General features: G+C 71.7%; 20 protein-coding genes, 1 pseudogene and 1 riboswitch. Of the genes and pseudogenes, 15 read left to right on the top strand and 6 right to left on the bottom strand.

Features of this window, described 5'->3' with window-relative positions:
• Positions 1-17: 17 nt before the first annotated feature.
• On the bottom strand, positions 18-374 hold the full coding sequence (gene erpA / locus A2U95_RS15775; protein ID WP_166023027.1) for an iron-sulfur cluster insertion protein ErpA: 357 nt from the start codon (positions 372-374) through the stop codon (positions 18-20).
• Positions 375-677: 303 nt separating this feature from the next.
• On the opposite strand from erpA, the gene nadA reads away from it, so the two are divergent.
• Positions 678-1862 (top strand): quinolinate synthase NadA, encoded by a 1185-nt coding sequence (nadA, locus tag A2U95_RS15780; protein WP_166025266.1) that lies wholly within the window; start codon positions 678-680, stop codon positions 1860-1862.
• Positions 1863-1891: 29 nt separating this feature from the next.
• Here nadA and A2U95_RS15785 read toward each other — a convergent pair.
• Positions 1892-3133, bottom strand: a pseudogene (locus A2U95_RS15785) (cysteine desulfurase family protein); the annotation flags it as partial.
• Between the two features lie 323 nt (positions 3134-3456).
• Here A2U95_RS15785 and ctaC point away from each other — a divergent pair.
• The 4 genes from ctaC (at position 3457) to A2U95_RS15805 (ending at position 7957) form a co-directional block, all read left to right on the top strand.
• Positions 3457-4416, top strand: a complete 960-nt coding sequence (gene ctaC / locus A2U95_RS15790; protein WP_166023030.1) for an aa3-type cytochrome oxidase subunit II — start codon at positions 3457-3459, stop codon at positions 4414-4416.
• Positions 4413-6146: an aa3-type cytochrome oxidase subunit I gene (gene ctaD, locus A2U95_RS15795; RefSeq protein ID WP_166023031.1), complete on the top strand. Its 1734-nt coding sequence runs from the start codon at positions 4413-4415 to the stop codon at positions 6144-6146. The genes ctaC and ctaD overlap by 4 nt, the downstream gene beginning before the upstream one ends.
• Complete coding sequence (locus A2U95_RS15800) at positions 6143-6541, top strand: cytochrome c oxidase subunit 4 (protein ID WP_166023033.1); 399 nt, start codon at positions 6143-6145, stop codon at positions 6539-6541. Before ctaD ends, A2U95_RS15800 begins: the two co-directional genes overlap by 4 nt.
• A 144-nt stretch (positions 6542-6685) precedes the next feature.
• On the top strand, positions 6686-7957 hold the full coding sequence (locus tag A2U95_RS15805) for a L,D-transpeptidase (protein ID WP_166023035.1): 1272 nt from the start codon (positions 6686-6688) through the stop codon (positions 7955-7957).
• 88 nt (positions 7958-8045) lie between these two features.
• Here the strand turns inward: A2U95_RS15805 and A2U95_RS15810 are convergent, their stop codons facing one another.
• Positions 8046-8447, bottom strand: coding sequence for a response regulator (locus A2U95_RS15810; RefSeq protein WP_166023037.1), 402 nt, complete (start codon positions 8445-8447; stop codon positions 8046-8048).
• Between the two features lie 209 nt (positions 8448-8656).
• Here A2U95_RS15810 and ctaE point away from each other — a divergent pair, with 209 nt between their 5' ends.
• From ctaE to A2U95_RS15840, 6 genes are all read left to right on the top strand, one after another.
• Positions 8657-9277: an aa3-type cytochrome oxidase subunit III gene (gene ctaE, locus A2U95_RS15815; protein ID WP_166023039.1), complete on the top strand. Its 621-nt coding sequence runs from the start codon at positions 8657-8659 to the stop codon at positions 9275-9277.
• Between the two features lie 73 nt (positions 9278-9350).
• Positions 9351-10160: a cytochrome bc1 complex diheme cytochrome c subunit gene (qcrC, locus tag A2U95_RS15820; RefSeq protein ID WP_166023041.1), complete on the top strand. Its 810-nt coding sequence runs from the start codon at positions 9351-9353 to the stop codon at positions 10158-10160.
• Positions 10157-11227 (top strand): cytochrome bc1 complex Rieske iron-sulfur subunit, encoded by a 1071-nt coding sequence (gene qcrA, locus A2U95_RS15825; protein WP_166023043.1) that lies wholly within the window; start codon positions 10157-10159, stop codon positions 11225-11227. The genes qcrC and qcrA overlap by 4 nt, the downstream gene beginning before the upstream one ends.
• The gene (gene qcrB / locus A2U95_RS15830; protein ID WP_166023045.1) at positions 11224-12864 is read left to right on the top strand and encodes a cytochrome bc1 complex cytochrome b subunit; all 1641 of its coding nucleotides are present in this window, start codon (positions 11224-11226) and stop codon (positions 12862-12864) included. The genes qcrA and qcrB overlap by 4 nt, the downstream gene beginning before the upstream one ends.
• 225 nt (positions 12865-13089) lie before the next feature.
• Positions 13090-14154 carry an anthranilate phosphoribosyltransferase gene (trpD, locus tag A2U95_RS15835; RefSeq protein WP_166023048.1) on the top strand — a complete coding sequence of 355 codons (1065 nt, stop codon included), beginning with the start codon at positions 13090-13092 and terminating at the stop codon, positions 14152-14154.
• A 58-nt stretch (positions 14155-14212) separates the two neighbouring features.
• Positions 14213-14329: riboswitch (SAM riboswitch) on the top strand.
• A 283-nt stretch (positions 14330-14612) separates the two neighbouring features.
• Complete coding sequence (locus tag A2U95_RS15840) at positions 14613-15884, top strand: aminotransferase class V-fold PLP-dependent enzyme (RefSeq protein WP_166025268.1); 1272 nt, start codon at positions 14613-14615, stop codon at positions 15882-15884.
• A gap of 201 nt (positions 15885-16085) precedes the next feature.
• On the opposite strand, the gene A2U95_RS15845 is transcribed toward A2U95_RS15840, so the two are convergent.
• The 3 genes from A2U95_RS15845 to A2U95_RS15855 all read right to left on the bottom strand — a co-directional run bounded on the left by A2U95_RS15845 (position 16086) and on the right by A2U95_RS15855 (position 17379).
• The gene (locus tag A2U95_RS15845; RefSeq protein WP_166023050.1) at positions 16086-16271 is read right to left on the bottom strand and encodes a hypothetical protein; all 186 of its coding nucleotides are present in this window, start codon (positions 16269-16271) and stop codon (positions 16086-16088) included.
• Between the two features lie 98 nt (positions 16272-16369).
• On the bottom strand, positions 16370-16651 hold the full coding sequence (locus tag A2U95_RS15850; RefSeq protein WP_166023052.1) for an Lrp/AsnC family transcriptional regulator: 282 nt from the start codon (positions 16649-16651) through the stop codon (positions 16370-16372).
• A complete protein-coding gene (locus A2U95_RS15855) occupies positions 16648-17379 on the bottom strand; it encodes a rhomboid family intramembrane serine protease (protein ID WP_166023054.1) in 732 nt (243 codons plus the stop codon). The genes A2U95_RS15850 and A2U95_RS15855 overlap by 4 nt, the downstream gene beginning before the upstream one ends.
• Before the next feature lie 145 nt (positions 17380-17524).
• Here A2U95_RS15855 and A2U95_RS15860 point away from each other — a divergent pair, with 145 nt between their 5' ends.
• The 4 genes from A2U95_RS15860 (at position 17525) to A2U95_RS15875 (ending at position 21834) form a co-directional block, all read left to right on the top strand.
• Positions 17525-17764: a hypothetical protein gene (locus A2U95_RS15860; protein ID WP_166023056.1), complete on the top strand. Its 240-nt coding sequence runs from the start codon at positions 17525-17527 to the stop codon at positions 17762-17764.
• A 59-nt stretch (positions 17765-17823) separates the two neighbouring features.
• The gene (locus tag A2U95_RS15865) at positions 17824-19173 is read left to right on the top strand and encodes an NYN domain-containing protein (protein ID WP_166023058.1); all 1350 of its coding nucleotides are present in this window, start codon (positions 17824-17826) and stop codon (positions 19171-19173) included.
• A gap of 287 nt (positions 19174-19460) precedes the next feature.
• Positions 19461-20486, top strand: coding sequence for a C40 family peptidase (locus A2U95_RS15870; protein WP_166023060.1), 1026 nt, complete (start codon positions 19461-19463; stop codon positions 20484-20486).
• Positions 20487-20763: 277 nt separating this feature from the next.
• The gene (locus A2U95_RS15875) at positions 20764-21834 is read left to right on the top strand and encodes a C40 family peptidase (RefSeq protein WP_240957340.1); all 1071 of its coding nucleotides are present in this window, start codon (positions 20764-20766) and stop codon (positions 21832-21834) included.
• Positions 21835-22056 lie beyond the last annotated feature (222 nt).

Genomic DNA, 22056 nt, shown 5'->3' on the forward strand with positions numbered 1-22056 from the left:
AGCCGGTGTCGCGGACCCTAGTTGAACGAGTCGCCGCAGGCGCAGGAGCCCGTGGCGTTCGGGTTGTCGATCGTGAAGCCCTGCTTCTCGATGGTGTCGACGAAGTCGATCGAGGCGCCGCCCAGGTACGGGGCGCTCATGCGGTCGGTGACGACCTTGACGCCGTCGAAGTCCTTGACCACGTCGCCGTCGAGGGACCGCTCGTCGAAGAACAGCTGGTAACGCAGACCCGAGCAACCGCCGGGCTGGACGGCGACGCGCAGCGCCAGGTCGTCACGGCCTTCCTGGTCGAGCAGGGCCTTGACCTTGGCCGCGGCGGCGTCGGTCAGGATGATGCCGTCGGTGACGGTGGTCTTCTCGTCCGATACGGACATCTACATCTCTCCCGGGTTGTACGGAGACTGCTTGCCGACGATTCAACCGGCCCGGCCGCGGATTCATTCCGCCCCGGCCCGGGCGAACAGCCATCGCTCGTCCTCACTCATGCTCGCACACGCCCGCGACCCGCAACAGCGTCTCCCGGACGCACGGGCCCGACCGGGATTCACGTCACATCGACGCTATCGGACGCCCGCAAAGTGACGGGCAGAGGTTATGATAGATAGCGTCATTTAGACGAAAAGGCGTGACCCGTCTCCCCGTCCGGGGAAACCCGCAGAACAGAAAGGGTGCGTGTAGTGACCACCGCCCAGCCCCAGGAGCTCGACGTCCAGCCGACGCCGCTCGCGTTGCTCCTCCTCGGCCGCGAGGCCGACCCGCGGAGCGAGCGGGGCGTCGAGTGCCCCGGCGACCTGCCGTCGCCGTCCGACCCGGACCTGGTGGAGCGCGCCCGCGCGGCCAAGGAGAGGCTCGGGGACAAGGTCTTCGTGCTCGGCCACCACTACCAGCGCGACGAGGTCATCCAGTTCGCGGACGTCACCGGCGACTCCTTCAAGCTCGCCCGCGACGCCGCGGCCCGCCCGGAGGCCGAGTACATCGTCTTCTGCGGCGTCCACTTCATGGCCGAGTCGGCCGACATCCTCACCTCGGACGACCAGAAGGTCGTCCTGCCCGACCTCGCCGCCGGCTGCTCCATGGCCGACATGGCGACGGCCGAGCAGGTCGCCGAGTGCTGGGACGTGCTGACCGAGGCGGGCGTGGCCGAACAGGTCGTCCCCGTCTCCTACATGAACTCCTCCGCCGACATCAAGGCCTTCACCGGCCGGCACGGCGGTCTGATCTGCACCTCCTCCAACGCGAAGAGGGCGCTGGAGTGGGCGTTCCGGCAGGGCGAGAAGGTGCTCTTCCTGCCCGACCAGCACCTGGGCCGCAACACCGCGGTGCGGGACATGGGCATGTCGCTGGAGGACTGCGTCGTCTACAACCCGCACAAGCCGAACGGCGGGCTCACCGCCGAGGAGCTGCGGGCGGCGAAGATGATCCTGTGGCGCGGGCACTGCTCGGTGCACGGGCGGTTCAGCCTGGAGTCGGTGAACGACGTGCGGGAGCGGATCCCGGGCGTCAACGTGCTGGTGCACCCCGAGTGCCGCCACGAGGTGGTCGCCGCCGCGGACCACGTCGGCTCGACGGAGCACATCATCAAGACGCTGGAGGCCGCGCCGGCCGGGTCCAAGTGGGCCATCGGCACGGAGCTCAACCTGGTCCGGCGCCTGGCGAACCGTTTCGCCCCGGAGGGCAAGGAGGTCGTCTTCCTGGACCGGACGGTGTGCTTCTGCTCGACCATGAACCGGATCGACCTGCCGCACCTGGTGTGGGCGCTGGAGTCCCTGGCGGACGGCAAGCTGGTCAACCGGATCCAGGTCGACCGCGAGACGGAGACGTACGCGAAGCTGGCCCTCGAGCGCATGCTGGCCCTTCCGTAACCCGCGGGGGCGGCACGGGCGGGCGCGGGCCCGCCCGCCGCACGCGACCCCACCGGCCGTGCGGGCGCCGGCGCCCCCCCCAGCGTGTCGACCACCAGCTCGCCCCCGGCCGCGGGGCCCCGGCCGCGCTCCTCGTCCGCCGCCGGCGCCCCCAGCTGGGCCCGGACCGACGAGACCACCCGCGGCAGCGCGTCGAGGAACGCCTCCACGTCCTCCGCCGCCGTCCCCGCCGGCAGCGACACCCGCACGTTCCCCTCGCTGAGCACCCCCATCGCCTTCAGCACGTGACTCGGCATCAGGGTGCTGCTGGTGCAGGAGGAGCCGGAGGAGACCGAGAACCCCGCCCGGTCCAGCTCGTGCAGCAGCGCCTCGCCGTCGACGTAGAGACAGGAGAAGGTGACGATTCCCGGAAGCCGCCGCTCCGGGTCGCCCACCACCTCCACGTCCGTCAGCAGCTCCGGCACCCGGGCCCGGATCCGCCCGGTGAGCTCCCGCAGCCGCGCCGCCTCCGCCGCGGCCTCCGCCCGCACCGCCCGCAGCGAGGCGGCCGCGGCCACCGCCGCGGGGATGTTCTCGAACCCCGGCGCCCGCCCCGACTCCCGCTCGTCCGACGGTCCCGGCGGCGAGAACCGCACCCCCTTGCGCACCGCCAGCAGCCCGATCCCCGCCGGCCCTCCCCACTTGTGCGCGCTCGCCGCCAGCAGCGACCAGGCCCCGTCCACCGGACCCCAGGCCAGCGACTGCGCCGCGTCCACCAGCAGCGGCACCCCCGCCGAACGGCACGCCTCGGCCGCCTCGGCCACCGGCTGCACCGTGCCCACCTCGTGGTTGGCCGACTGCAGGCACGCCAGCGCGGTGTCCGCCCGCAGGCCGTCCGCGAACTCCCCGGCGTCCACCGCGCCGCCCCGGTCCACCCCGACCCGGGTCACCGTGCCGCCGTCGGCCTCGTGCCGCTCCGCGGCGTGCAGGACGCACGAGTGCTCGACCGATGACACGATCAGGTGCTGTCCGGCCCGGCGCCGCCCGGCCAGCGCGCCCGCCATGCCGGTGTGCACGGCCCGGGTGCCGGAGGTGGTGAAGACCAGTTCGTCCGGGCGGCAGCCCACCGCCTCCGCGGCGGCCTCACGGGCGGCGTCCAGCAGCAGCCGGGCCCGGCGGCCCTCCCGGTGGAGGCGGGCCGGATCGGCCCACCCCTCGTCCAGGGAGGCCTGCAGGGCCTGGCGGGCGACAGGGTGGAGGGGGACCGCGGAGGCGGCGTCGAAGTACGGCACGCCCGTACGCTACCGGGACGTTCGGCCCCGATTCCGCGAGGCCGCGACACCGCCGCCGGGCGCCGCCGGACCGGGCGAGAGGCCGTCAACCGGGTGAAATCGGCGCGCCGTCGCGGGCGCAAGCGGACGGCGTCCGTCCGTGCGGCCACCCCTTCGGGGTGTCGGGCGGCGCGTTGGGGGACCCTCCTCGCGCGACCCCAAAAAGCGTCCAGTAGGGTTTGGTCCGCATAAACATCCAAACCCCTGCCCGACGCAGGACGGCGACCGACCAGCGTTAAGGCCGCAGCCAACCAGCGCGGGCGAGACTCTCGGGAAGGCGCTACGTGAGTCCCAACGGCTCCGACCGCTCGCCGCGGCGCCCGATGCGGCGGAAGCTGCTGCAGGCACTGACTGCGGGCCTGGTCCTGGCGACCGCGACTGGTTGCACATACGAGGACTTCCCTCGCCTCGGCATGCCCACCCCGACCACGGAAGAGGCTCCGCGGATCCTCTTCCTGTGGCAGGGAACCTGGGCGGCCGCGCTGGCCACCGGCCTGCTCGTGTGGGGACTGATCCTGTGGAGCTCTTTCTACCACCGGCGCAGCCGCACCAAGGTGGAAGTTCCTCCGCAGACCCGCTACAACATGCCGCTCGAGGCGCTGTACACGATCGTCCCGCTCATCATCGTCTCGGTCTTCTTCTACTTCACCGCCCGTGACGAGGCCAAGCTCCTCGAGACGACGGACAAGCCCGACGTGACCATCAACGTCGTGGGCTACCAGTGGAGCTGGGGCTTCAACTACATCGAGAACGTCGAAGGCGTCTCGGGCGACGCGAAGACCGACAAGAACCTGGACGCCATCCCGGAGAAGTTCCGGAAGGCGTTCCCGGAGAACGCCGGCGGCGTCCACGACTTCGGCATCCCCGCCACGCGGAACCCGCAGACCGGCGACCCCGGCCCGACGCTCTGGCTGCCCAAGGGCCAGAAGGTCCGCTTCGTGCTGACCTCGCGCGACGTGATCCACTCCTTCTGGACGGTTCCGTTCCTGATGAAGCAGGACGTGATCCCGGGTCACACCAACGCGTTCGAGGTGACCCCCTCGAAGGAGGGCACCTTCAAGGGCAAGTGCGCCGAGCTCTGCGGCGTCGACCACGCTCGCATGCTGTTCAACGTGAAGGTCGTCTCCCCCGAGCGCTACGAGCAGCACCTCAAGGAACTCGCTGAGAAGGGGCAGACCGGTTACGTTCCCGCGGGCATCGCGCAGACGAGCCACGAGAAGAACCGGGAGACGAACGTACTGTGAGCATCCTCAACCAATCCCAGGGTGCCGCACCGGGCTCGTACTACCAGGACGAGCACCCGGTCCGGGCCAAGAAGCCGGGTGAACTCGTGGTCAAGTGGCTCACCACCACCGACCACAAGACCATCGGCACGCTCTACCTGGTCACCTCGTTCATCTTCTTCTGCATCGGCGGCGTGATGGCGCTGGTGATGCGCGCCGAGCTGGCCCGCCCCGGCACGCAGCTGATCTCGAACGAGCAGTTCAACCAGGCGTTCACGATGCACGGCACGATCATGCTGCTGATGTTCGCGACGCCGCTCTTCGCCGGCTTCGCGAACTGGATCATGCCGCTGCAGATCGGCGCGCCCGACGTGGCGTTCCCGCGGCTGAACATGTTCGCCTACTGGCTCTACCTGTTCGGCTCGACGATCGCGGTCGGCGGCTTCCTCACGCCGCAGGGCGCGGCCGACTTCGGCTGGTTCGCCTACAGCCCGCTGTCCGACGCCATCCACTCGCCGGGTCTCGGCGGTGACCTGTGGATCATGGGTCTGGCCTTCTCCGGCTTCGGCACCATCCTCGGCTCGGTCAACTTCATCACCACGATCATCTGCATGCGCGCGCCGGGCATGACCATGTTCCGCATGCCGATCTTCACGTGGAACGTGCTGCTGACCGGTGTCCTGGTCCTGCTCGCCTTCCCGGTCCTCGCCGCCGCGCTCTTCGCGCTGGAGGCCGACCGCAAGTTCGGCACCCACATCTTCGACGCCTCCAACGGTGGCGCCCTGCTGTGGCAGCACCTCTTCTGGTTCTTCGGCCACCCCGAGGTGTACATCATCGCGCTGCCGTTCTTCGGCATCGTCTCCGAGATCATCCCGGTCTTCTCCCGCAAGCCGATCTTCGGCTACATGGGTCTGGTCGGCGCGACCATCGCGATCGCCGGTCTCTCCGTGACGGTGTGGGCGCACCACATGTACGTCACCGGCGGTGTGCTGCTGCCGTTCTTCTCCTTCATGACCTTCCTGATCGCGGTCCCGACCGGTGTGAAGTTCTTCAACTGGGTCGGCACCATGTGGAAGGGCTCGCTCTCCTTCGAGACGCCGATGCTCTGGTCGGTGGGCTTCCTGGTCACCTTCCTCTTCGGCGGCCTCACCGGCGTGATCCTGGCCTCGCCGCCGCTGGACTTCCACATCTCCGATTCCTACTTCGTGGTGGCGCACTTCCACTACGTGGTGTTCGGCACCGTGGTGTTCGCGATGTTCGCCGGCTTCCACTTCTGGTGGCCGAAGTTCACCGGCAAGATGCTCGACGAGCGTCTGGGCAAGATCACCTTCTGGACGCTGTTCGTCGGCTTCCACGGCACCTTCCTGGTGCAGCACTGGCTGGGCGCCGAGGGCATGCCGCGCCGCTACGCGGACTACCTGGCCGCCGACGGCTTCACCGCCCTCAACACGGTGTCCACCATCGGCTCGTTCGTCCTCGGCCTGTCCTTCCTGCCGTTCATCTACAACGTCTGGAAGACCGCCAAGTACGGCAAGCCGGTCGGCGTGGACGACCCGTGGGGCTACGGCCGTTCGCTGGAGTGGGCGACCTCCTGCCCGCCGCCGCGGCACAACTTCCTCACCCTGCCGCGGATCCGCAGTGAATCCCCGGCGTTCGACCTGCACCACCCCGACATGGCGGCCCTCGACGAGCTCGAGAACCGCGACGTCGAGTCCGCTGCTCTTGCTGGTGGAAAGGAGGCCGGCAAGTGAAGATCCAGGGCAAGATGTTCATCTGGCTGAGCGTCTTCATCCTGGCCGTGGCGATCGTCTACGGCCTGTGGTCGAAGGAGCCGGCCGGTACCACGGCGCTCTTCCTGGCCTTCGGCCTGTGCATCATGGTCGGCTACTACCTGGCCTTCACGGCCCGGCGGGTCGACGCGATGGCGCAGGACAACAAGGAGGCCGACGTCGCGGACGAGGCCGGTGAGCTCGGCTTCTTCTCCCCGCACAGCTGGCAGCCGCTGCTGCTGGGCCTCGGCGGAGCGTTCGCCTTCCTGTCGGTCGCGGTCGGCTGGTGGCTGATGTTCTTCTCGGCCCCGTTCATCCTGATCGGTCTCTTCGGCTGGGTCTTCGAGTACTACCACGGTGAGAACCGCACCCAGTGACGCGACCACCTCGCTGAACACCCCGGCGCCCCGGGTCTCCGCACGGAGACCCGGGGCGCCGTCGTTCGCCCCCGGTGACCGCGCCGTCACCCGGAAGGACCATCACGCGCTGCCCGGGTGCCGCCCCCTCCCTAGCGTGGTGCCATGAGCCATCACACGACCGCGCGCACCCGCCCCCGCACCGCCGCCGGCGTCCTGCTGGTCTCCGCCCTCGCGGCCACCACCGCCGCCTGCGGCTCCCCCGAACAGCCCCTCGCCGCCCCGGAGGCCCACCAGGCCGCCAACGGGATCGCCCTCAAGGGGCCCATAGGCGACGGACGGAAGGCGGACCCGGACAAACCCCTCGAGGTCACCGCCGAAGCCTTCGACGGACGGATCACCGACGTGACCGCCGTCGACGCGACGGGCCGCCACCTGGCCGGCGAGCTCTCCGCCGACGGCCGCCGCTGGCACAGCACCACCCCACTGGCCGGCAACGCCCGGTACACGGTGCGGGTGAGCACCGTCGACGAGAAGGGCGCGCCCGGCCGCAAGGTGCTGAACTTCTCCACCGGGAAGCCGACCGCCCGGCACGTCCTGGGCGTCACGTTCGGCCCGAAGTCGGGCACCTACGGCGTCGGGCAGCCGGTCACCGCGGAGCTGAACCGCCCGGTGCGCAGCCCCGCCCAGCGGGCCGTCGTGGAGCGCGCCCTGCGGGTGGAGTCCACGCCCGCCGTGGCGGGCTCCTGGCACTGGGTGGACGACAAGGAGCTCCACTTCCGGCCCAAGGAGTACTGGCCCGCCCACGCCACCGTCCGGGTGCGCAGCAACCTGGAGGGGATAAAGGTCGGCGACCGCATCTGGGGCGGCCGCACCGAGCCGCTGGAGCTCACCATCGGCGACAAGGTGGTGGCCCTCACCGACGCGGGCTCCCACCGGATGACCGTCCACAAGAACGGCAAGGCGATCAAGACCCTCCCGGTGACCACCGGCAAGCCCGGCTTCGACACCCGCAACGGCGTCAAGGTGGTGCTGGCCAAGGAGCGCTTCGTACGGATGCGCGGCACCAGCATCGGCATCGCCGAGGGCAGCGCCGAGTCGTACGACCTGCCCGTGCACTTCGCCACCCGGGTGACCTGGAGCGGCGAGTACGTGCACGCGGCGCCCTGGTCGGTCGGCTCGCAGGGCGTCGACAACGTCAGCCACGGCTGCACCGGCATGAGCACGGAGAACGCCGAATGGTTCTTCGAGAACGTCAGGGAGGGCGACGTCGTCGAGGTGGTCAACTCCGCCGGCGACATGATGGAGCCCTTCGGCAACGGCTTCGGCGACTGGAACCTGGACTGGGAGAAGTGGCGGGCGGGCTCCGCGCTCACCGGAGACGCCGAGGCCCCCACGGCGGCGGACCGGGCGCGCCTGGCCCCGCAGTCGCTCTGACGGCGCCGGGCGGGACGTCCGGAAGCACGGGTGAGGGGGGCGGAGCCGACCGGCTCCGCCCCCCTCACCCGTGCTCCCGGAGGGCGCTTCAGCCCGCCAGGGCCGCCCGGCCGCGCAGCAGCCCCGCGAGGGCGCCGGCGAACTCCACCGGGTCCACCGGCATGGTGACCGCCGCGTCCGCCCGGCTCCAGGTGGCCAGCCACGCGTCCTGGGGACGGGCCATCAGCAGCAGCACCGGCGGGCAGCGGAAGATCTCGTCCTTGATCTGGCGGCAGACGCCCATCCCGCCCATGGGGACGGCCTCGCCGTCCAGGACGCAGACGTCGATCCCGCCCTTCTCGAGCTCCCGCACCACGGCCTCCGGGGTGGCGCACTCCACGAACTCGACCGGCGGCACGTCGGCGGCCGGCCGGCGTCCGGCGGCGAGCCGCACCTGCTCCCGGGTGTTGGCGTCGTCGCTGTAGAGCAACACCGTCGCGGTCGCCTGCATCCGTGCCTCCGCAAGATAGGGAACATCAGGTACCGATGCCGCGGATGCTACTCCTCACGACACCCCTCCGACACCGATCGGCACAGCCGTTCGCCGAGGCGCCGGAAGGCCCCGCCGGGCCCCTCGGCCGGTCCGTACGGCCCAGCCGTCGGGCCCAGACACTCCGAACGGCACCCCCGGGAGTGAGGGCGGGATAAGCGACCGACATAATGTCGGTCGTGGCGACAGCAACGACAGTAGAAACCGGGCACGCGCACCCGTCGGTCAACCGGCCGAACCTCACCAGCGTCGGAACCATCATCTGGCTGAGTTCCGAGCTGATGTTCTTCGCGGCCCTCTTCGCGATGTACTTCACCCTGCGATCGGTTACGGGTACCGATCACTGGACGGAAATGGCCGACACGCTGAACTTCCCGTTCTCGGCGGCCAACACCACGATCCTGGTGCTCTCCTCCCTCACCTGCCAGCTCGGCGTGTTCGCCGCCGAGAAGGGTGACGTGAAGAAGCTCCGGTCGTGGTTCATCGTCACCTTCATCATGGGTGCGATCTTCGTCGGCGGTCAGGTGTACGAGTACGCGGCCCTGGTGGCGCACGAGGGCCTGACGCTCTCGTCCGACCCCTACGGCTCCGTGTTCTACCTGACCACCGGTTTCCACGGACTGCACGTGGCAGGCGGCCTCATCGCCTTCCTGTTCGTCCTGGGCCGCACCTACGCGGCCCGGCGGTTCACCCATGAGCAGGCGACGGCCGCGATCGTCGTGTCCTACTACTGGCACTTCGTCGATGTCGTCTGGATCGGCCTCTTCGCCACGATCTACATGATCAAGTAGTCGGATGGGCCGCGCCGCGGCCGCTCCCATTCCAGAAGCATCGACGCAGAAGATCCTGACACCGGGGTAATCCGTGAAAAAGCTCTCCACACGACGACGCCATCCGCTGGCGGCGATCGTCGTCCTCATCCTCGCGCTGGCGGCCACTGGGGGGCTGTACGCCGCGTTCGCGCCCGCGGGCGAGGCGCAGGCCGAAGAAACAGCCCAGTCCCTCGCCATCGACGAGGGCAAGAAGCTCTACACCGTGGGCTGTGCCAGCTGCCACGGCGCCGGCGGTCAGGGCACCTCCGACGGTCCTACCCTGGTCGGCGTCGGCGCGGCCGCTGTCGACTTCCAGGTCGGCACCGGCCGTATGCCCGCGCAGCAGCCGAGCCAGCAGGTTCCCGACAAGAAGACCATCTACACGCAGGCCGAGATCGACCAGCTCGCGGCGTACGTCGCGTCCCTGGGCGCCGGCCCGGCGGCTCCGACCGCCGAGCAGTACGACCCCGCGGGCGCCGACATCGCCAACGGCGGTCAGCTCTACCGCACCAACTGCGCCCAGTGCCACAACTTCACCGGTGAGGGCGGCGCCCTGACCCACGGCAAGTACGCGCCGGACCTCTCCGAGGTCGACCCCAAGCACATCTACCAGGCGATGCTCACCGGCCCGCAGGCCATGCCCGTCTTCCCGGACACCGTCATGCCGGAGCAGGAGAAGCGCGACATCATCGCGTACCTCGGCGCGGTCAACGGCGAGGACTCCCCGACCCCGGGCGGCTTCAAGCTCGGCGGCTACGGCCCCGTGGCCGAGGGCCTCTTCGGCTGGGTGTTCGGTCTGGGCGCCCTGGTCGCCGTCGCCATCTGGGTCGCCGCTCGGACCGCAAAGGCCAAGAAGTCATGAGTAGCCACGACATTTCCGAAGACAACCTGCCCCAGAAGCAGGCCCACGCACACGGTGCGCTGGGGGTGGCGGACAAGGACAACCCGTTCGCCGACCCGGGGCTCCCGCCCCACGAGCACCGCATCCAGGACGTCGACGAGAAGGCCGCGAAGCGCTCCGAGCGCATCGTCGCCGGTCTCTTCACCCTGTCGATGCTGGCGACCATCGGCTTCATCGCCTCCTTCGTGGCGCTGCCGGTCGACAAGATCGTCTACATCTTCCCGCTGGGTCACGTCAGCGCGCTGAACTTCGCGCTGGGCATGACGCTGGGCGTCGCGCTCTTCGCCATCGGCGTGGGCGCGGTCCACTGGGCCCGCACCCTGATGTCCGACGTCGAGGTCGCCGCCGAGCGTCACCCGATCGAGGCCTCCCCGGAGGTCCGCGCGCAGGTGTTCGCCGACTTCAAGGACGGCGTCACCGAGTCGGGCATTGGCTTCGGCCGGCGCAAGCTCATGCGCAACACGCTGCTGGGCGCGCTGACCCTGGTCCCGCTCTCCGGCGTCGTGCTGCTGCGCGAGCTCGGCCCGATGCCCGGCACCAAGCTGCGGCACACCCTGTGGTCCAAGGGCAAGCTGCTCGTGAACATGAACACCCACGAGCCGCTGCGTCCGTCGGACATCTCGGTGGGTTCGCTGACCTTCGCCATGCCGGAGGGCCTGCACGAGCACGACCACGACTTCCAGAAGGAGATCGCCAAGGCCGCCCTGATGCTCGTCCGGCTGGAGCCGGAGGACATCAAGGACAAGCGCGAGCTCGAGTGGTCGCACCAGGGCATCGTGGCGTACTCCAAGATCTGCACCCACGTGGGCTGCCCGATCTCGCTGTACGAGCAGCAGACGCACCACGTGCTGTGCCCCTGCCACCAGTCCACCTTCGACCTCGCCGACGGCGCCCGAGTCATCTTCGGTCCTGCCGGTCACGCCCTGCCGCAGCTCCGCATCGGCGTGAACGACGAGGGGTACCTCGAAGCGCTCGGCGACTTCGCGGAGCCCGTCGGTCCGGCCTTCTGGGAGCGCGGAGAATCATGAGTAATGCAGCCAGCAACGAGCCCTCCCGCTCGCGTGGGAAGGCCCCGGCCGGCGAGCGCGTAGCCGACTGGGCCGACGGCCGGCTGGGGATCTACTCCCTGGCCAAGGCCAACATGCGCAAGATCTTCCCCGACCACTGGTCGTTCATGTTGGGCGAAGTGTGCATGTACAGCTTCATCATCATCATCCTCACGGGTGTGTACCTGACGCTGTTCTTCCACCCGTCGATGGCCGAGGTGGAGTACCACGGCTCGTACGTGCCGCTCCAGGGACAGCTGATGTCCCAGGCGTTCGAGTCGACCGTGAACATCTCGTTCGAGGTCCGCGGCGGTCTGCTCATCCGGCAGATCCACCACTGGGCGGCGGTCGTCTTCATCGCCGGCATGCTCGTCCACATGATGCGCGTCTTCTTCACCGGCGCGTTCCGCAAGCCGCGTGAGGTCAACTGGCTGTTCGGCTTCCTGCTGCTCGTCCTGGGCATGTTCACCGGTTTCACCGGCTACTCGCTCCCGGACGACCTGCTCTCCGGCACCGGCATCCGCTTCATGCAGGGCGCGATCCTGTCCATCCCGGTCGTCGGCACCTACCTGTCGATGTTCCTCTTCGGAGGCGAGTTCCCGGGCACCGACATCATCGCCCGCTTCTACTCGATCCACATCCTGCTGCTGCCGGGCATCATGCTGGGCCTGATGGTGGCGCACCTGATCCTGGTCTTCTACCACAAGCACACCCAGTTCGCGGGTCCCGGCCGCACCAACAACAACGTGGTCGGCATGCCGCTGCTGCCGGTGTACATGGCGAAGGCCGGCGGGTTCTTCTTCCTGGTGTTCGGCGTGATCGCGGCCATGTCCGCGATCGCCACGATCAACCCGATCTGGAACATCGGCCCGTACCGTCCGGACCAGGTGTCCACCAACGCGCAGCCCGACTGGTACATGGGCTTCTCCGAGGGCCTGATCCGCATCATGCCGGGCTGGGAGATCAACCTCTGGGGCCACACCCTGGTCCTGGGCGTCTTCATCCCGCTGATGGTCTTCGGTCTGGTCCTGGCCGTGATGGCGGTCTACCCGTTCATCGAGTCCTGGATCACCGGCGACAAGCGCGAGCACCACATCCTGGACCGCCCGCGCAACGCCCCGACGCGCACCGCGTTCGGCGCCGCCTGGATCGCGCTGTACTGGGTGCTGCTGATCGGTGGCGGCAACGACCTGTGGGCCACCCACTTCAACCTGTCGATCAACGCGATCACCTGGTTCGTCCGGATCGGCATGTTCGCGGTGCCGGTGCTGGTGTTCATCGTCACCAAGCGCATCTGCCTCGGCCTGCAGCGCCGGGACAGGGAGAAGGTGCTGCACGGGCGCGAGTCCGGCATCATCAAGCGCCTGCCGCACGGTGAGTTCATCGAGGTGCACGAGCCGCTCTCGCAGGAGCAGCTGCACACCCTCACCGCGCACGAGCAGTACAAGCCGGCCGAGATCGGCCCGACGGTCGACGAGAACGGCGTCGAGCGCAAGGTGACGGCGTCGGAGAAGCTCCGCGCCAAGCTGAGCCAGGCGTACTACGGCGAGGGCAACCAGATCGAGAAGCCCACGCTCGAGGAGTTCAAGGAGATCGAGGCCGGCCACGGCCACCACTGAGCGCCCTGCTCACCAGGTGCCCCCGGGCACCGGGTGAGCGGGCCGATCACCCCGGTCGACGACTGATCAACTGATCGCCACGGCAGGAGCCCCGTCCGGCACCCGGACGGGGCTCTTCGCCGTCCCCGGGATCGATAGGGTGGGAAGCGCCCCGGGCACCCGGGCGCCACCCGTGAACCCGCGGCCCCGGGCGGGCCGCCGGACCGAGACCGTCAGGAGCGGCAGATGAACGCTGTGACCCCCGCTGGAGGCGACGACGCGGCGGGCCGCTCCTGGCCGGCCGTCCTCAACGGCCTGCTGGAGGGCCGCGACCAGAGCGCCGACGACACCGCCTGGGCGATGGACCGGATCATGCGGGGCGAGGCGACCGACGCCCAGATCGCGGGCTTCGTGGTCGCGCTGCGGGCCAAGGGGGAGACGGTCGAGGAGATCACCGGCCTGGTGCGGGCGATGTACGCCCACGCCCGGGTGATCGACGTGCCCGGTCCCGCCGTGGACATCGTCGGCACCGGCGGCGACGGCGCGAAGACGGTCAACATCTCCACCATGTCCGCGATCGTGGTGGCGGGCACCGGGGTGAAGGTGGTCAAGCACGGCAACCGGGCCGCCTCCTCGGCGAGCGGGTCCTCCGACGTGCTGGAGAAGCTGGGCGTCAACCTGGAGCTGACCCCGCAGCGGGTGGCCGAGGTGGCGGGCGAGGCGGGCATCACCTTCTGCTTCGCGGTGAAGTTCCACCCGGCGCTGCGCCACGTGGCCCCGGCCCGCAGCCAGCTGGGCATCCGCACCACGTTCAACTTCCTCGGCCCGCTGACCAACCCGGCCCGGGTGAGGGCGCAGGCGATCGGTGTGGCCGACCTGCGGATGGCCCCCATCATGGCGGGCGTGTTCGCCGAGGCGGGCAACTCCGCCCTGGTCTTCCGCGGTGAGGACGGCCTCGACGAGCTCACCGTCACCGGACCCTCCCGGGTCTGGGTGGTGCGGGACGGGCAGGTGCGCGAGGAACTCTTCGACCCCCGTGACGTGGGCGTCGAGTACGCGTCGCTGGACGCCCTGCGCGGCGGCGACCCGTCCTACAACGCGGACGTCGCCCGGCGCCTGCTGGCCGGGGAGACCGGCCCGGTCCGGGACGCCGTGCTGCTGAACTCGGCGGCGGCGCTGGTCGCCCTGGAGCCCGGCGGGGGGACGCTCGCCGGGCAGATCCGGGCCGGCATGGAGAGGGCCGCCGAGTCCCTCGACTCCGGCGCCGCCCGGCGTGCCCTGGAGCGGTGGGTCATGGCCAGCAACTCCTGAGCCGCCGGGGCGGGTCGGGGAACGTGCGCGCGGGGCGACTGTGGCAGGATGTCGCGCAGGTCATGAGTGACAGCCATCAGGCCCCGGCCGGCTGTCCGGCAACCCTCCGTCCGTGGCGGGGTGCCCCGGGTGAGGACCAGGCCGTGGACAGCAAGGTCCACGGCAAGCGCGGACCTCTCGCGACGTCAGGGGTCCTGGTCGCCGAGGAGTTTTCCATGAGCCGACGAATGCGACGGGCCTGACCGGCCGGGGCGGCCTTCCACGCTGCTTCTCCCGTTCCGCCCCGCCGAGCAGGCCTTCGAGCCGTCCGTCACCCCCTTTCCGCGTCCGTCGCCCGCCGGCCCGTGCCGCCGCCGAGCCGGCCGGGGCGCCGTCCACCGGCGCCCCGGCCGCCCGGCGTCACCGCCTCCACCACGCCCGCCGGTGACGGCCCGGCCGCTGCCGGGTCCGGCGAGCCGCTGCCGCTGCCGCTGCCGGTGCTGGGGCTGGACGTCACCGTGCCGCTGGCCGACGGCCGGCGGGTGCCGTACGCGGCGCTCGACCAGGCGGCCAGCGCGCCGGTGCTGCGCCAGGTCTGGGACGAGGTCGCCGAGTACGCGCCGTACTACGGCAGCGTCCACCGGGGCGCCGGGCACCTGTCCCGGCTCTCCACCGAGCTGTACGAGGACGCCCGGGAGACGGTCGCCCGGTTCCTCGACTGCCGCGAGGACGACCAGGTCGTCTTCACCCGGGCCACCACCGACTCCCTCAACCTGCTGGCCTCCGCCCTCCCCGAGGACTGCCGGGTCTACGTCTTCGAGACCGAGCACCACGCGGCGCTGCTGCCCTGGCGGGGCGCCGGGCCCACCCTGCTGGACGCGCCGGACGGTCCCTCCGCGGCCGTCGCCGCGCTGGAGCGGGCGCTCGCCGCGGACGACGACGGACGGCCCGCGCTGGTCTGCGTCACCGGCGCGTCCAACGTCACCGGCGAGCTGTGGCCGGTGCGCGAACTCGCCGCCGTCGCGCACGCGCACGGGGCGCGGATCGTGCTGGACGCCGCCCAGCTCGCGCCGCACCGGCCGGTGTCGGTGCGGGAACTCGGCGTGGACTGGGTGGCCCTCTCCGGGCACAAGCTGTACGCCCCCTTCGGCGCCGGGGTGCTGGCCGGCCGGGCCGACTGGCTGGACGCCGCCGAGCCCTACCTGGCGGGCGGCGGGGCCAGCCGCCGGGTCGCCCGGCGGGAGGACGGCGGCCTGGACGTCGAGTGGCACTCCGGGCCCGCCCGGCACGAGGCCGGATCGCCCAACGTGGTGGGCGTGCACGCCCTGGCCTCCGCCTGCCGGGTGCTCACCGAGGCCGGCCCGGACCTGCTGGCCGGCCGTGAGGAGGCGCTGCTCGCCCGGCTCCGGGAAGGGCTGGCCGTCCTGCCCGGGGTGCGGGTGCTGTCGCTGTTCGGCGACGACGCGCCCCGGGTGGGCGTGGTGTCCTTCGTGGTGGACGGCTGGGACAGCGCCGCACTGGCGGACCGGCTGGCCTCGTCCTACGGGATCGGCGTGCGGGCCGGGCTGTTCTGCGCCCACCCGCTGGTGCGCCACCTCCTCGGCGGCCGGCCGGACGCCGCCGCGGAGTGCGGGGAGCCGGACGCGTCCCCGCTGAACGCGGTCCGCGCGAGCTTCGGCGTGGGCACGCCGGTGGAACACGTCGACCGCCTGCTGGACGCGCTGGTGGACCTGGTCGCCGAGGTGGCGTGACCGCGCCCGCACCCCGAGGCCGGGCCGTGCGGGCGCGCCCGGTGGCACATACCGCTCCCGCCGCCCCGCCGCCGATCCCGGGGGACCGTCGCGCCGGGCACCCCGAGGGGCGTTTCCGCGGGCACCGGGCCGGCACGGGGTGAGGCAGGGGGCGGGCAGCCGCCCCACCGGCCTCCCGGGTACGGGCCCGCCCCGCCTCGGTCACCTCGGGGCCGGGGCCGGAGACGAGGGCGTCGGAGCGGGGGACGGGGTCCCCTCCAGCTCCAGTCCGGCGGGCGCCTCACGTGGGGCGCCGGGCCGGTCGGCCAGGGCGTAGCCGGTCGCCGCGATGCCCAGGGTCACGGCGACGACCGCGGCCGGGGCGGCGATGCGGTGCGAAAGCTGCACGGGTTGATCCTGTCCGGCGGGCCCGTGCGCCCGGACGGGACGAGGATGAGGATTCCTTCATCGGCGGCCGCCCCCGCCGCCGGCCCGGTCGCCTCCGGTCAGGAGTCGAGGCCGATGGCGAACGCGGCCTCCAGGTCGTGCTGCGAGTAGGTGCGGAACGCGACGTGGGTGTCGGTGCCCAGCACGCCGGGGATCTTGCTGATCCTCCCGGGGATGACCTCCGCCAGGTCGTCGTGCTCGCGCACCCGCACCATGGCGATCAGGTCGTAGGTGCCGGTCACCGAGAAGACCTCGCTGACGGAGTCCAGGGCGGCGATGTCCTGGGCGATCTCGGGGATCCGGTCCACGCTGGTCTTGATGAGCACGATCGCGGTGATCACGGCTGGTTCTCTCCCTGGGTGGCCGTCGCTGGTGGATTCACTGTAGTCGTCCGCCGGAAGGCCGTCCGCGCGGCGGCGAACCCCAGCCCGAACCCCACCAGATGGGCCAGGTAGGCCACCCCCGGCCCGTCCCCGGCGCGCTCCGCGCCCAGCCACTGCAGGGCCGCCCAGAACGGCAGCACCACCCAGGCGGGAAGCCGCACCGGGAGGAAGAGGAGGAACGGCAGCAGGCTGGTGACCCGTGCCCGGGGGAAGAGGTGGAGGAACGCGCCGAGCACCGCCGAGACCGCGCCGGAGGCCCCCACCAGGGACTGCCCGGAGGAGGCGTTGGCGAGCGCGTACCCGAGGAGCGCGAGGCTGCCGCAGCCGAAGTGGAGGAGGGCGAACCGCGCGCTCCCCAGCCGCTGTTCGGTCATCACGCCGAAGACCTGGAGGAAGAGCATGTTGCCCAGCAGGTGCAGCCAGCCGCCGTGCACGAAGAGCGCGGTGAACGGGGTCACCAGCGCGTCCGGGTCGCCGGCCAGCAGCTCGGCCGGCACCACCCCCCAGCGCCGGAAGCAGGCGCGCTGCGCCGCCAGGAGCTCCTCGCCCGTCCCGTACGCGGGATGGAGGCCGGAGGCGGGACCGACCAGGAAGATCAGGACGCACAGCGCCGTCAGGCCGTGGGTCACGGGCGCCGGACGGCTCCGGACCGCCGCGGCGAACGCCGTGCTCCAGTCGCGGATCATGCACGAAGTGTGACGCACCGGACACGCCCGGAGGGTGACGCCTCGCCGCCGTGGACAGGCGAGCGACCGGCGGGCGAATGGCCGTAGGGTTACGACGCACAGGCAGCAGCCGAAGGAACCAGTAACAGAAAGGGTGAAGCCCGCGATGACGGTTCCCCTCCCCACCGAGAAGACCCGCTGGCGGTGCACGCTCTGCGGCAACCTCACCCGCTTCGACGTCACCCGCTCCTCCAAGGTGGTCGAGTACGTCCACCTCGACCTGGCGGGCGAGCCCACGGTGGAGGAACGCGAGGTGGTCAGTGAGACCATCGAGTCGGTCCGCTGCCGCTGGTGCAACGCGGTGGACAAGGTGGAACTGGTGGACCGGCCCGGTGCCGGCTCCTGACGGACCGGCCTGAGCGCCGGGCGGCTTCGGAAGACGGAACGACAGGCGAGGGATGACGGATGGCCGGTGACGGAGGCGGTAGGCCGGACGACGGCGCCGCCGAGGCGCTCGACCGTCCCCTGCCCGACGGCGTGCGCCGCCGGGTCGTGCAGATCGCCGCGGACGCGTTCGGCTCGCTGACCGTCTCGGAACTCCCCGCCCAGCTCCGCCAGTACGCCCGCTTCACGCCCAGCAGACGCGCCAAGTTCGCGGGCAACGCGATGGCCGCCGCCCTGGAGGCCGAGGCCCAGTTCCGGCAGCGCGTCGGGGAGAAGTTCCGCGAGGCCCAGCCGGAACTGGCGGCGGCCCTGGACACCGGCGCCCCGCCGCCGGCCGCGGACCCGCTGGACGTGGCGGCGGCCGCGTACGTGCTGCGCCCGCCCGGCTGGGTCAAGCTGGTGACCGCCGCCGGCGAGGAGGCGCAGCGCGCCGAGGCGGAACGGGCCGACGAGGAGACCCGGGCCGAACTGGAGCGGCTGCGCGCCGAGGCGGCCGCCGCCCGCGACCAGGTCCGCACCGAGACCGAACGGCTGCGCGCCGAGCTGGAGGCCGCGCGCAAGGAGGCCGAGTCGCTGCACCGCAAGCTGCGTTCGGCGCTCAGCGACGTCAGGCGCGGAGAGGCCGCGCAGCGCAAACTCCGCGGCGAGCTCGACGAGGTCAAGGCGCACGCGCAGGCCCAGGTGTCCGCGGCGGAGAGCGAGAGCCGGCGGCTCAAGGCCCGGCTCGCCGAGACCGAGGCGGCCCTGGAGGCCGGCCGCAAGGCGGTCCGGGAGGGCCGCAGCATCGAGGACATGCGGGCCCGGCTGCTGCTGGACACCGTGCTGGAGGCGGCCCAGGGGCTGCGCCGCGAACTGGCCCTGCCCCCGGTGTCGGTGTGGCCCGCCGAGACCGTCGACGCGGTCGAGCCGGGCCGGATGACGCCCAAGGACATCGCCGCCCGGGCGCTCTCCGAGGACGACCCGGCCATCCTGGACCAGCTGCTGGCGCTGCCCCAGGCCCATCTGGTGGTCGACGGCTACAACGTCACCAAGACCGGCTATCCGCAGATGCCGCTGGAGCAGCAGCGGCTGCGGCTGCTGGGCCAGCTCTCCGCCCTGGCCGCGCAGACCGGCTGCGAGGTCACCTGCGTCTTCGACGGCGCCGAACTGGCCGCCCCCGTGCTGCTGGCGCCGCCGCGCGGGGTGCGGGTGCTGTTCTCCAAGGCGGGGGTCACCGCCGACGAGCTGATCCGCCAGCTGGTGCGGGCCGAACCCTCCGGCCGGCCGGTCGTGGTGGCCTCCACCGACCGCGAGGTCGCCGACGGGGTGGCCCGCGCGGGCGCCCGCCCGGTCGCCTCCGCGGTGCTCCTCAAGCGCTTCAGCCGCGGCTGAGCGTCACCGCGTCCCTTCTGCCACTTCACCGCCCCTATGGGCGGGTTGACCGTTTCCGGCCGCGACGCAAAGTCATCCGGACGTCACCGCAGGTGAGTTGCGCGCAAAGTTTGCAGGCGGGGGCGAGATTTTTCACCCGAGGATTTGAACTGATCACAGGAGGGTCACTAGGGTCAGGCCATCGAACCTTCGCTCGGGTGATCGCTCAGAGGGAGTGACGGCGAAGGCTCACCGCCCGCCAGGTGTGCTCTCCGGCAGGCGGCTGATGGCAGAAGGAGACCGCCCACGTGGCGTCCCACCGTCGACCCAAGCAGCCGAGCCGCGCACGCGTCACCGTGCTGACCACCGCCGCGGCCGCCGCCGTCGTCCTCGGCGGCAACTCCGCCCAGGCCGCGCCCGCCAAGCCCAGCAAGGGCGAGGTCAAGGAGAAGGTCGACAAGCTCCACGAAGAGGCGGAGCAGGCCACCGAGAAGTACAACGGGGCCAAGGAGAAGCAGAAGAAGCTCGAGAAGGAGATCGACTCCCTCCAGGACAACGTCGCCCGGGGGCAGGAGGAGCTCAACGAGCTCCGCGACGCGATCGGCCTGGCCGCCGCCGCCCAGTACCGCAGCGGCACCATCGACTCCTCGATGCAGCTCTTCCTCTCCGCCGACCCGGACGACTACCTCGACAAGGCCTCCACCCTCGACCAGCTGAGCAACCAGCAGGTCGAGGCCCTGGCCGAGATCCAGGACAAGCAGCGCGAGCTCGCCCAGCAGCGCCAAGAGGCCACCACCAAGATGGAGGACCTCAGCGAGACCACCGAGGAGCTGGGCAAGCGGCAGAAGGAGGTCAAGGCCAAGCTGGCCGAGGCCCAGAAGCTGCTCAACACCCTGACCGCCGCCGAGCGTGCCGAGATGGCCCAGGAGGAGACGAAGGCCGCCCAGGAGTCGGCGTCGCTCGCCGGAAGCGGCGGGGCCGCCGCCTCGGGCCGCGCCTCGGCCGCCTTCGCCGCCGCCCAGACCAAGATCGGCACGCCGTACGTGTACGGCGCCACCGGTCCCGGCTCCTTCGACTGCTCCGGCCTCACCTCGTGGGCCTACGCCCAGGCCGGTGTCGGCCTGCCGCGCACCTCCCAGCAGCAGGCCAGCTACGGCACGCGCATCGGGATGAGCGAACTCAAGGTCGGCGACCTGGTCATCTTCTACAGCGACCTGCACCACGTCGGCCTCTACGCCGGCAACGGCCAGGTGCTGCACGCGCCGCGCACCGGCACCAACGTGCGCTACGAGTCGATCAACAACATGCCGTTCCAGTTCGGCGTCCGGGTCTGAGCGTCCCGCCGACCCGGATCCGCCGCCCGAAACCCGCCGGCCTTCACCCGGTCGGATGAAACCGGGCGACCCGAACTGACCCCGCGCCCCGCCGATGACCTGCGTCAGAGGCGGGGCGCGGGCATGTTCGCACCCGGGGGTCTTTGGAGGAGACCCGGAGACGGGGCTACTGTCTGGCGCGTTTCCCCCGGCACCGTGGGGAGCGGGTCCGGCACCGTGCGTGACGGTCCCGTCAGGTCCGTCTGGTTCGCCAGCTCCGAAGGGAGTGCGGTTTCCCGTGGGTTGTCATCGCCGGCTCGCACCGCGCCGCCTCGCACCGCGCCGCCCCGTACCCGCCGGCCGCGCGCCCTCCGCGCCCGGCGCCGCCGGACTCACCGCCGCGGTGCTCTCGGTCGCCGCCGCGGCCCTCGGGGTCGCCCCGGGCGCGGCCGCCGCGCCCGGGGAGCCGGACGGGCCCGGGAACACCCGGTCCGAACTGGACCGGCTGTACACCGAGGCCGAACAGGCCGTCGAGGCCTTCAACCGGGCCGACGAACGCGCCGGCCGGCTCCGCGAGGAGATCGACGCGGCCCAGGACCGGATGGCCCGGCAGCAGGAGAGGGTCAACGGCCTGCGCGAGCGGCTCGGTTCGCTGGCCGGGGCGGAGTACCGTTCCGGCGGCATGGACCCGTCGCTGGCCCTGCTGCTCTCCTCCGACCCCGAGGACTACCTCGACAAGGCGTCGGTGCTGGACCGGATCGGCTCCCGCCAGGCCGGTGAACTGGGCCGTCTGCGCGGAGCGCTGCGCGAACTCGGCCAGCACCGCGAGGAGGCGGTGGCGGACCTCGCCGAGCTCGAACGCGCCCGCGAGGACGTGGCGACCCACCGGCGGACGGTGGAGCGGAAGCTGGCCCGGGCGCGGAAGCTGCTGAACGCGCTGCCGGAGGACGAGCGCGCCGAGTGGGAGCGGGCCACCCGGTCCGGACGCGACCTGCCGCCGCCCGGCGGCGACGCGGTGGCCTCCGGGCGCGCGGCCGCCGCGCTGGCCGCGGCGCGGTCCGCGCTGGGGCGGCCGTACATCTGGGGCGCCAACGGGCCGCACGCCTTCGACTGCAGCGGGCTCACGCAGTGGGCCTGGAGCCAGGCCGGGGTCTCCCTGCCGCGCACCTCGCAGGCGCAGCGGGCGGCGGGGCGTCAGGTGCCGCTGTCCCAGGCGCGGCCGGGGGATCTGGTGACGTACCGGTCCGACGCCAGCCACGTCGCCATCTACGCCGGCGGCGGCCAGGTCATCCACGCCCCCCGGCCGGGCGCCGCCGTCCGCTACGACCCGGTGGACATGCTGCCCCTGGCCTCGGTCACCCGGCCCTGACGCCGCGCGGCCGCCGGAGAGATCCTCCCTCCCGCGTCCGCGGGCGCCCCGGCCGCCCGCACAGGAGACGCCATGCGCGCACCCTCGTCGCACCGGCCCCGGCCCCGGGTGCACACGGTGCGAGGGTCCGGGGCCGGCGCGCCGGGAGCACGCCCCTGACGCCGCGCGGCCGCCGGGGGCCCGCCCGCGTCCGCGGGCGACGACGGGAACGCCCGCCGGGCC

It is taken from the genome of Streptomyces chilikensis (genome assembly GCF_001642695.1).
Classification (GTDB): Bacteria; Actinomycetota; Actinomycetes; order Streptomycetales; family Streptomycetaceae; genus Streptomyces; species Streptomyces chilikensis.

Coding starts and splice junctions, on each gene's coding strand:
- qcrA (WP_166023043.1), top strand. CDS start 10,157: ATGAGTAGCCACGACATTTCCGAAGACAACCTGCCCCAGAAGCAGGCC.
- erpA (WP_166023027.1), bottom strand. CDS start 374: ATGTCCGTATCGGACGAGAAGACCACCGTCACCGACGGCATCATCCTG.
- A2U95_RS15860 (WP_166023056.1), top strand. CDS start 17,525: ATGACGGTTCCCCTCCCCACCGAGAAGACCCGCTGGCGGTGCACGCTC.
- A2U95_RS15865 (WP_166023058.1), top strand. CDS start 17,824: ATGGCCGGTGACGGAGGCGGTAGGCCGGACGACGGCGCCGCCGAGGCG.
- trpD (WP_166023048.1), top strand. CDS start 13,090: ATGAACGCTGTGACCCCCGCTGGAGGCGACGACGCGGCGGGCCGCTCC.
- ctaE (WP_166023039.1), top strand. CDS start 8,657: ATGTCGGTCGTGGCGACAGCAACGACAGTAGAAACCGGGCACGCGCAC.
- qcrB (WP_166023045.1), top strand. CDS start 11,224: ATGAGTAATGCAGCCAGCAACGAGCCCTCCCGCTCGCGTGGGAAGGCC.
- A2U95_RS15855 (WP_166023054.1), bottom strand. CDS start 17,379: ATGATCCGCGACTGGAGCACGGCGTTCGCCGCGGCGGTCCGGAGCCGT.
- A2U95_RS15805 (WP_166023035.1), top strand. CDS start 6,686: ATGAGCCATCACACGACCGCGCGCACCCGCCCCCGCACCGCCGCCGGC.
- A2U95_RS15810 (WP_166023037.1), bottom strand. CDS start 8,447: ATGCAGGCGACCGCGACGGTGTTGCTCTACAGCGACGACGCCAACACC.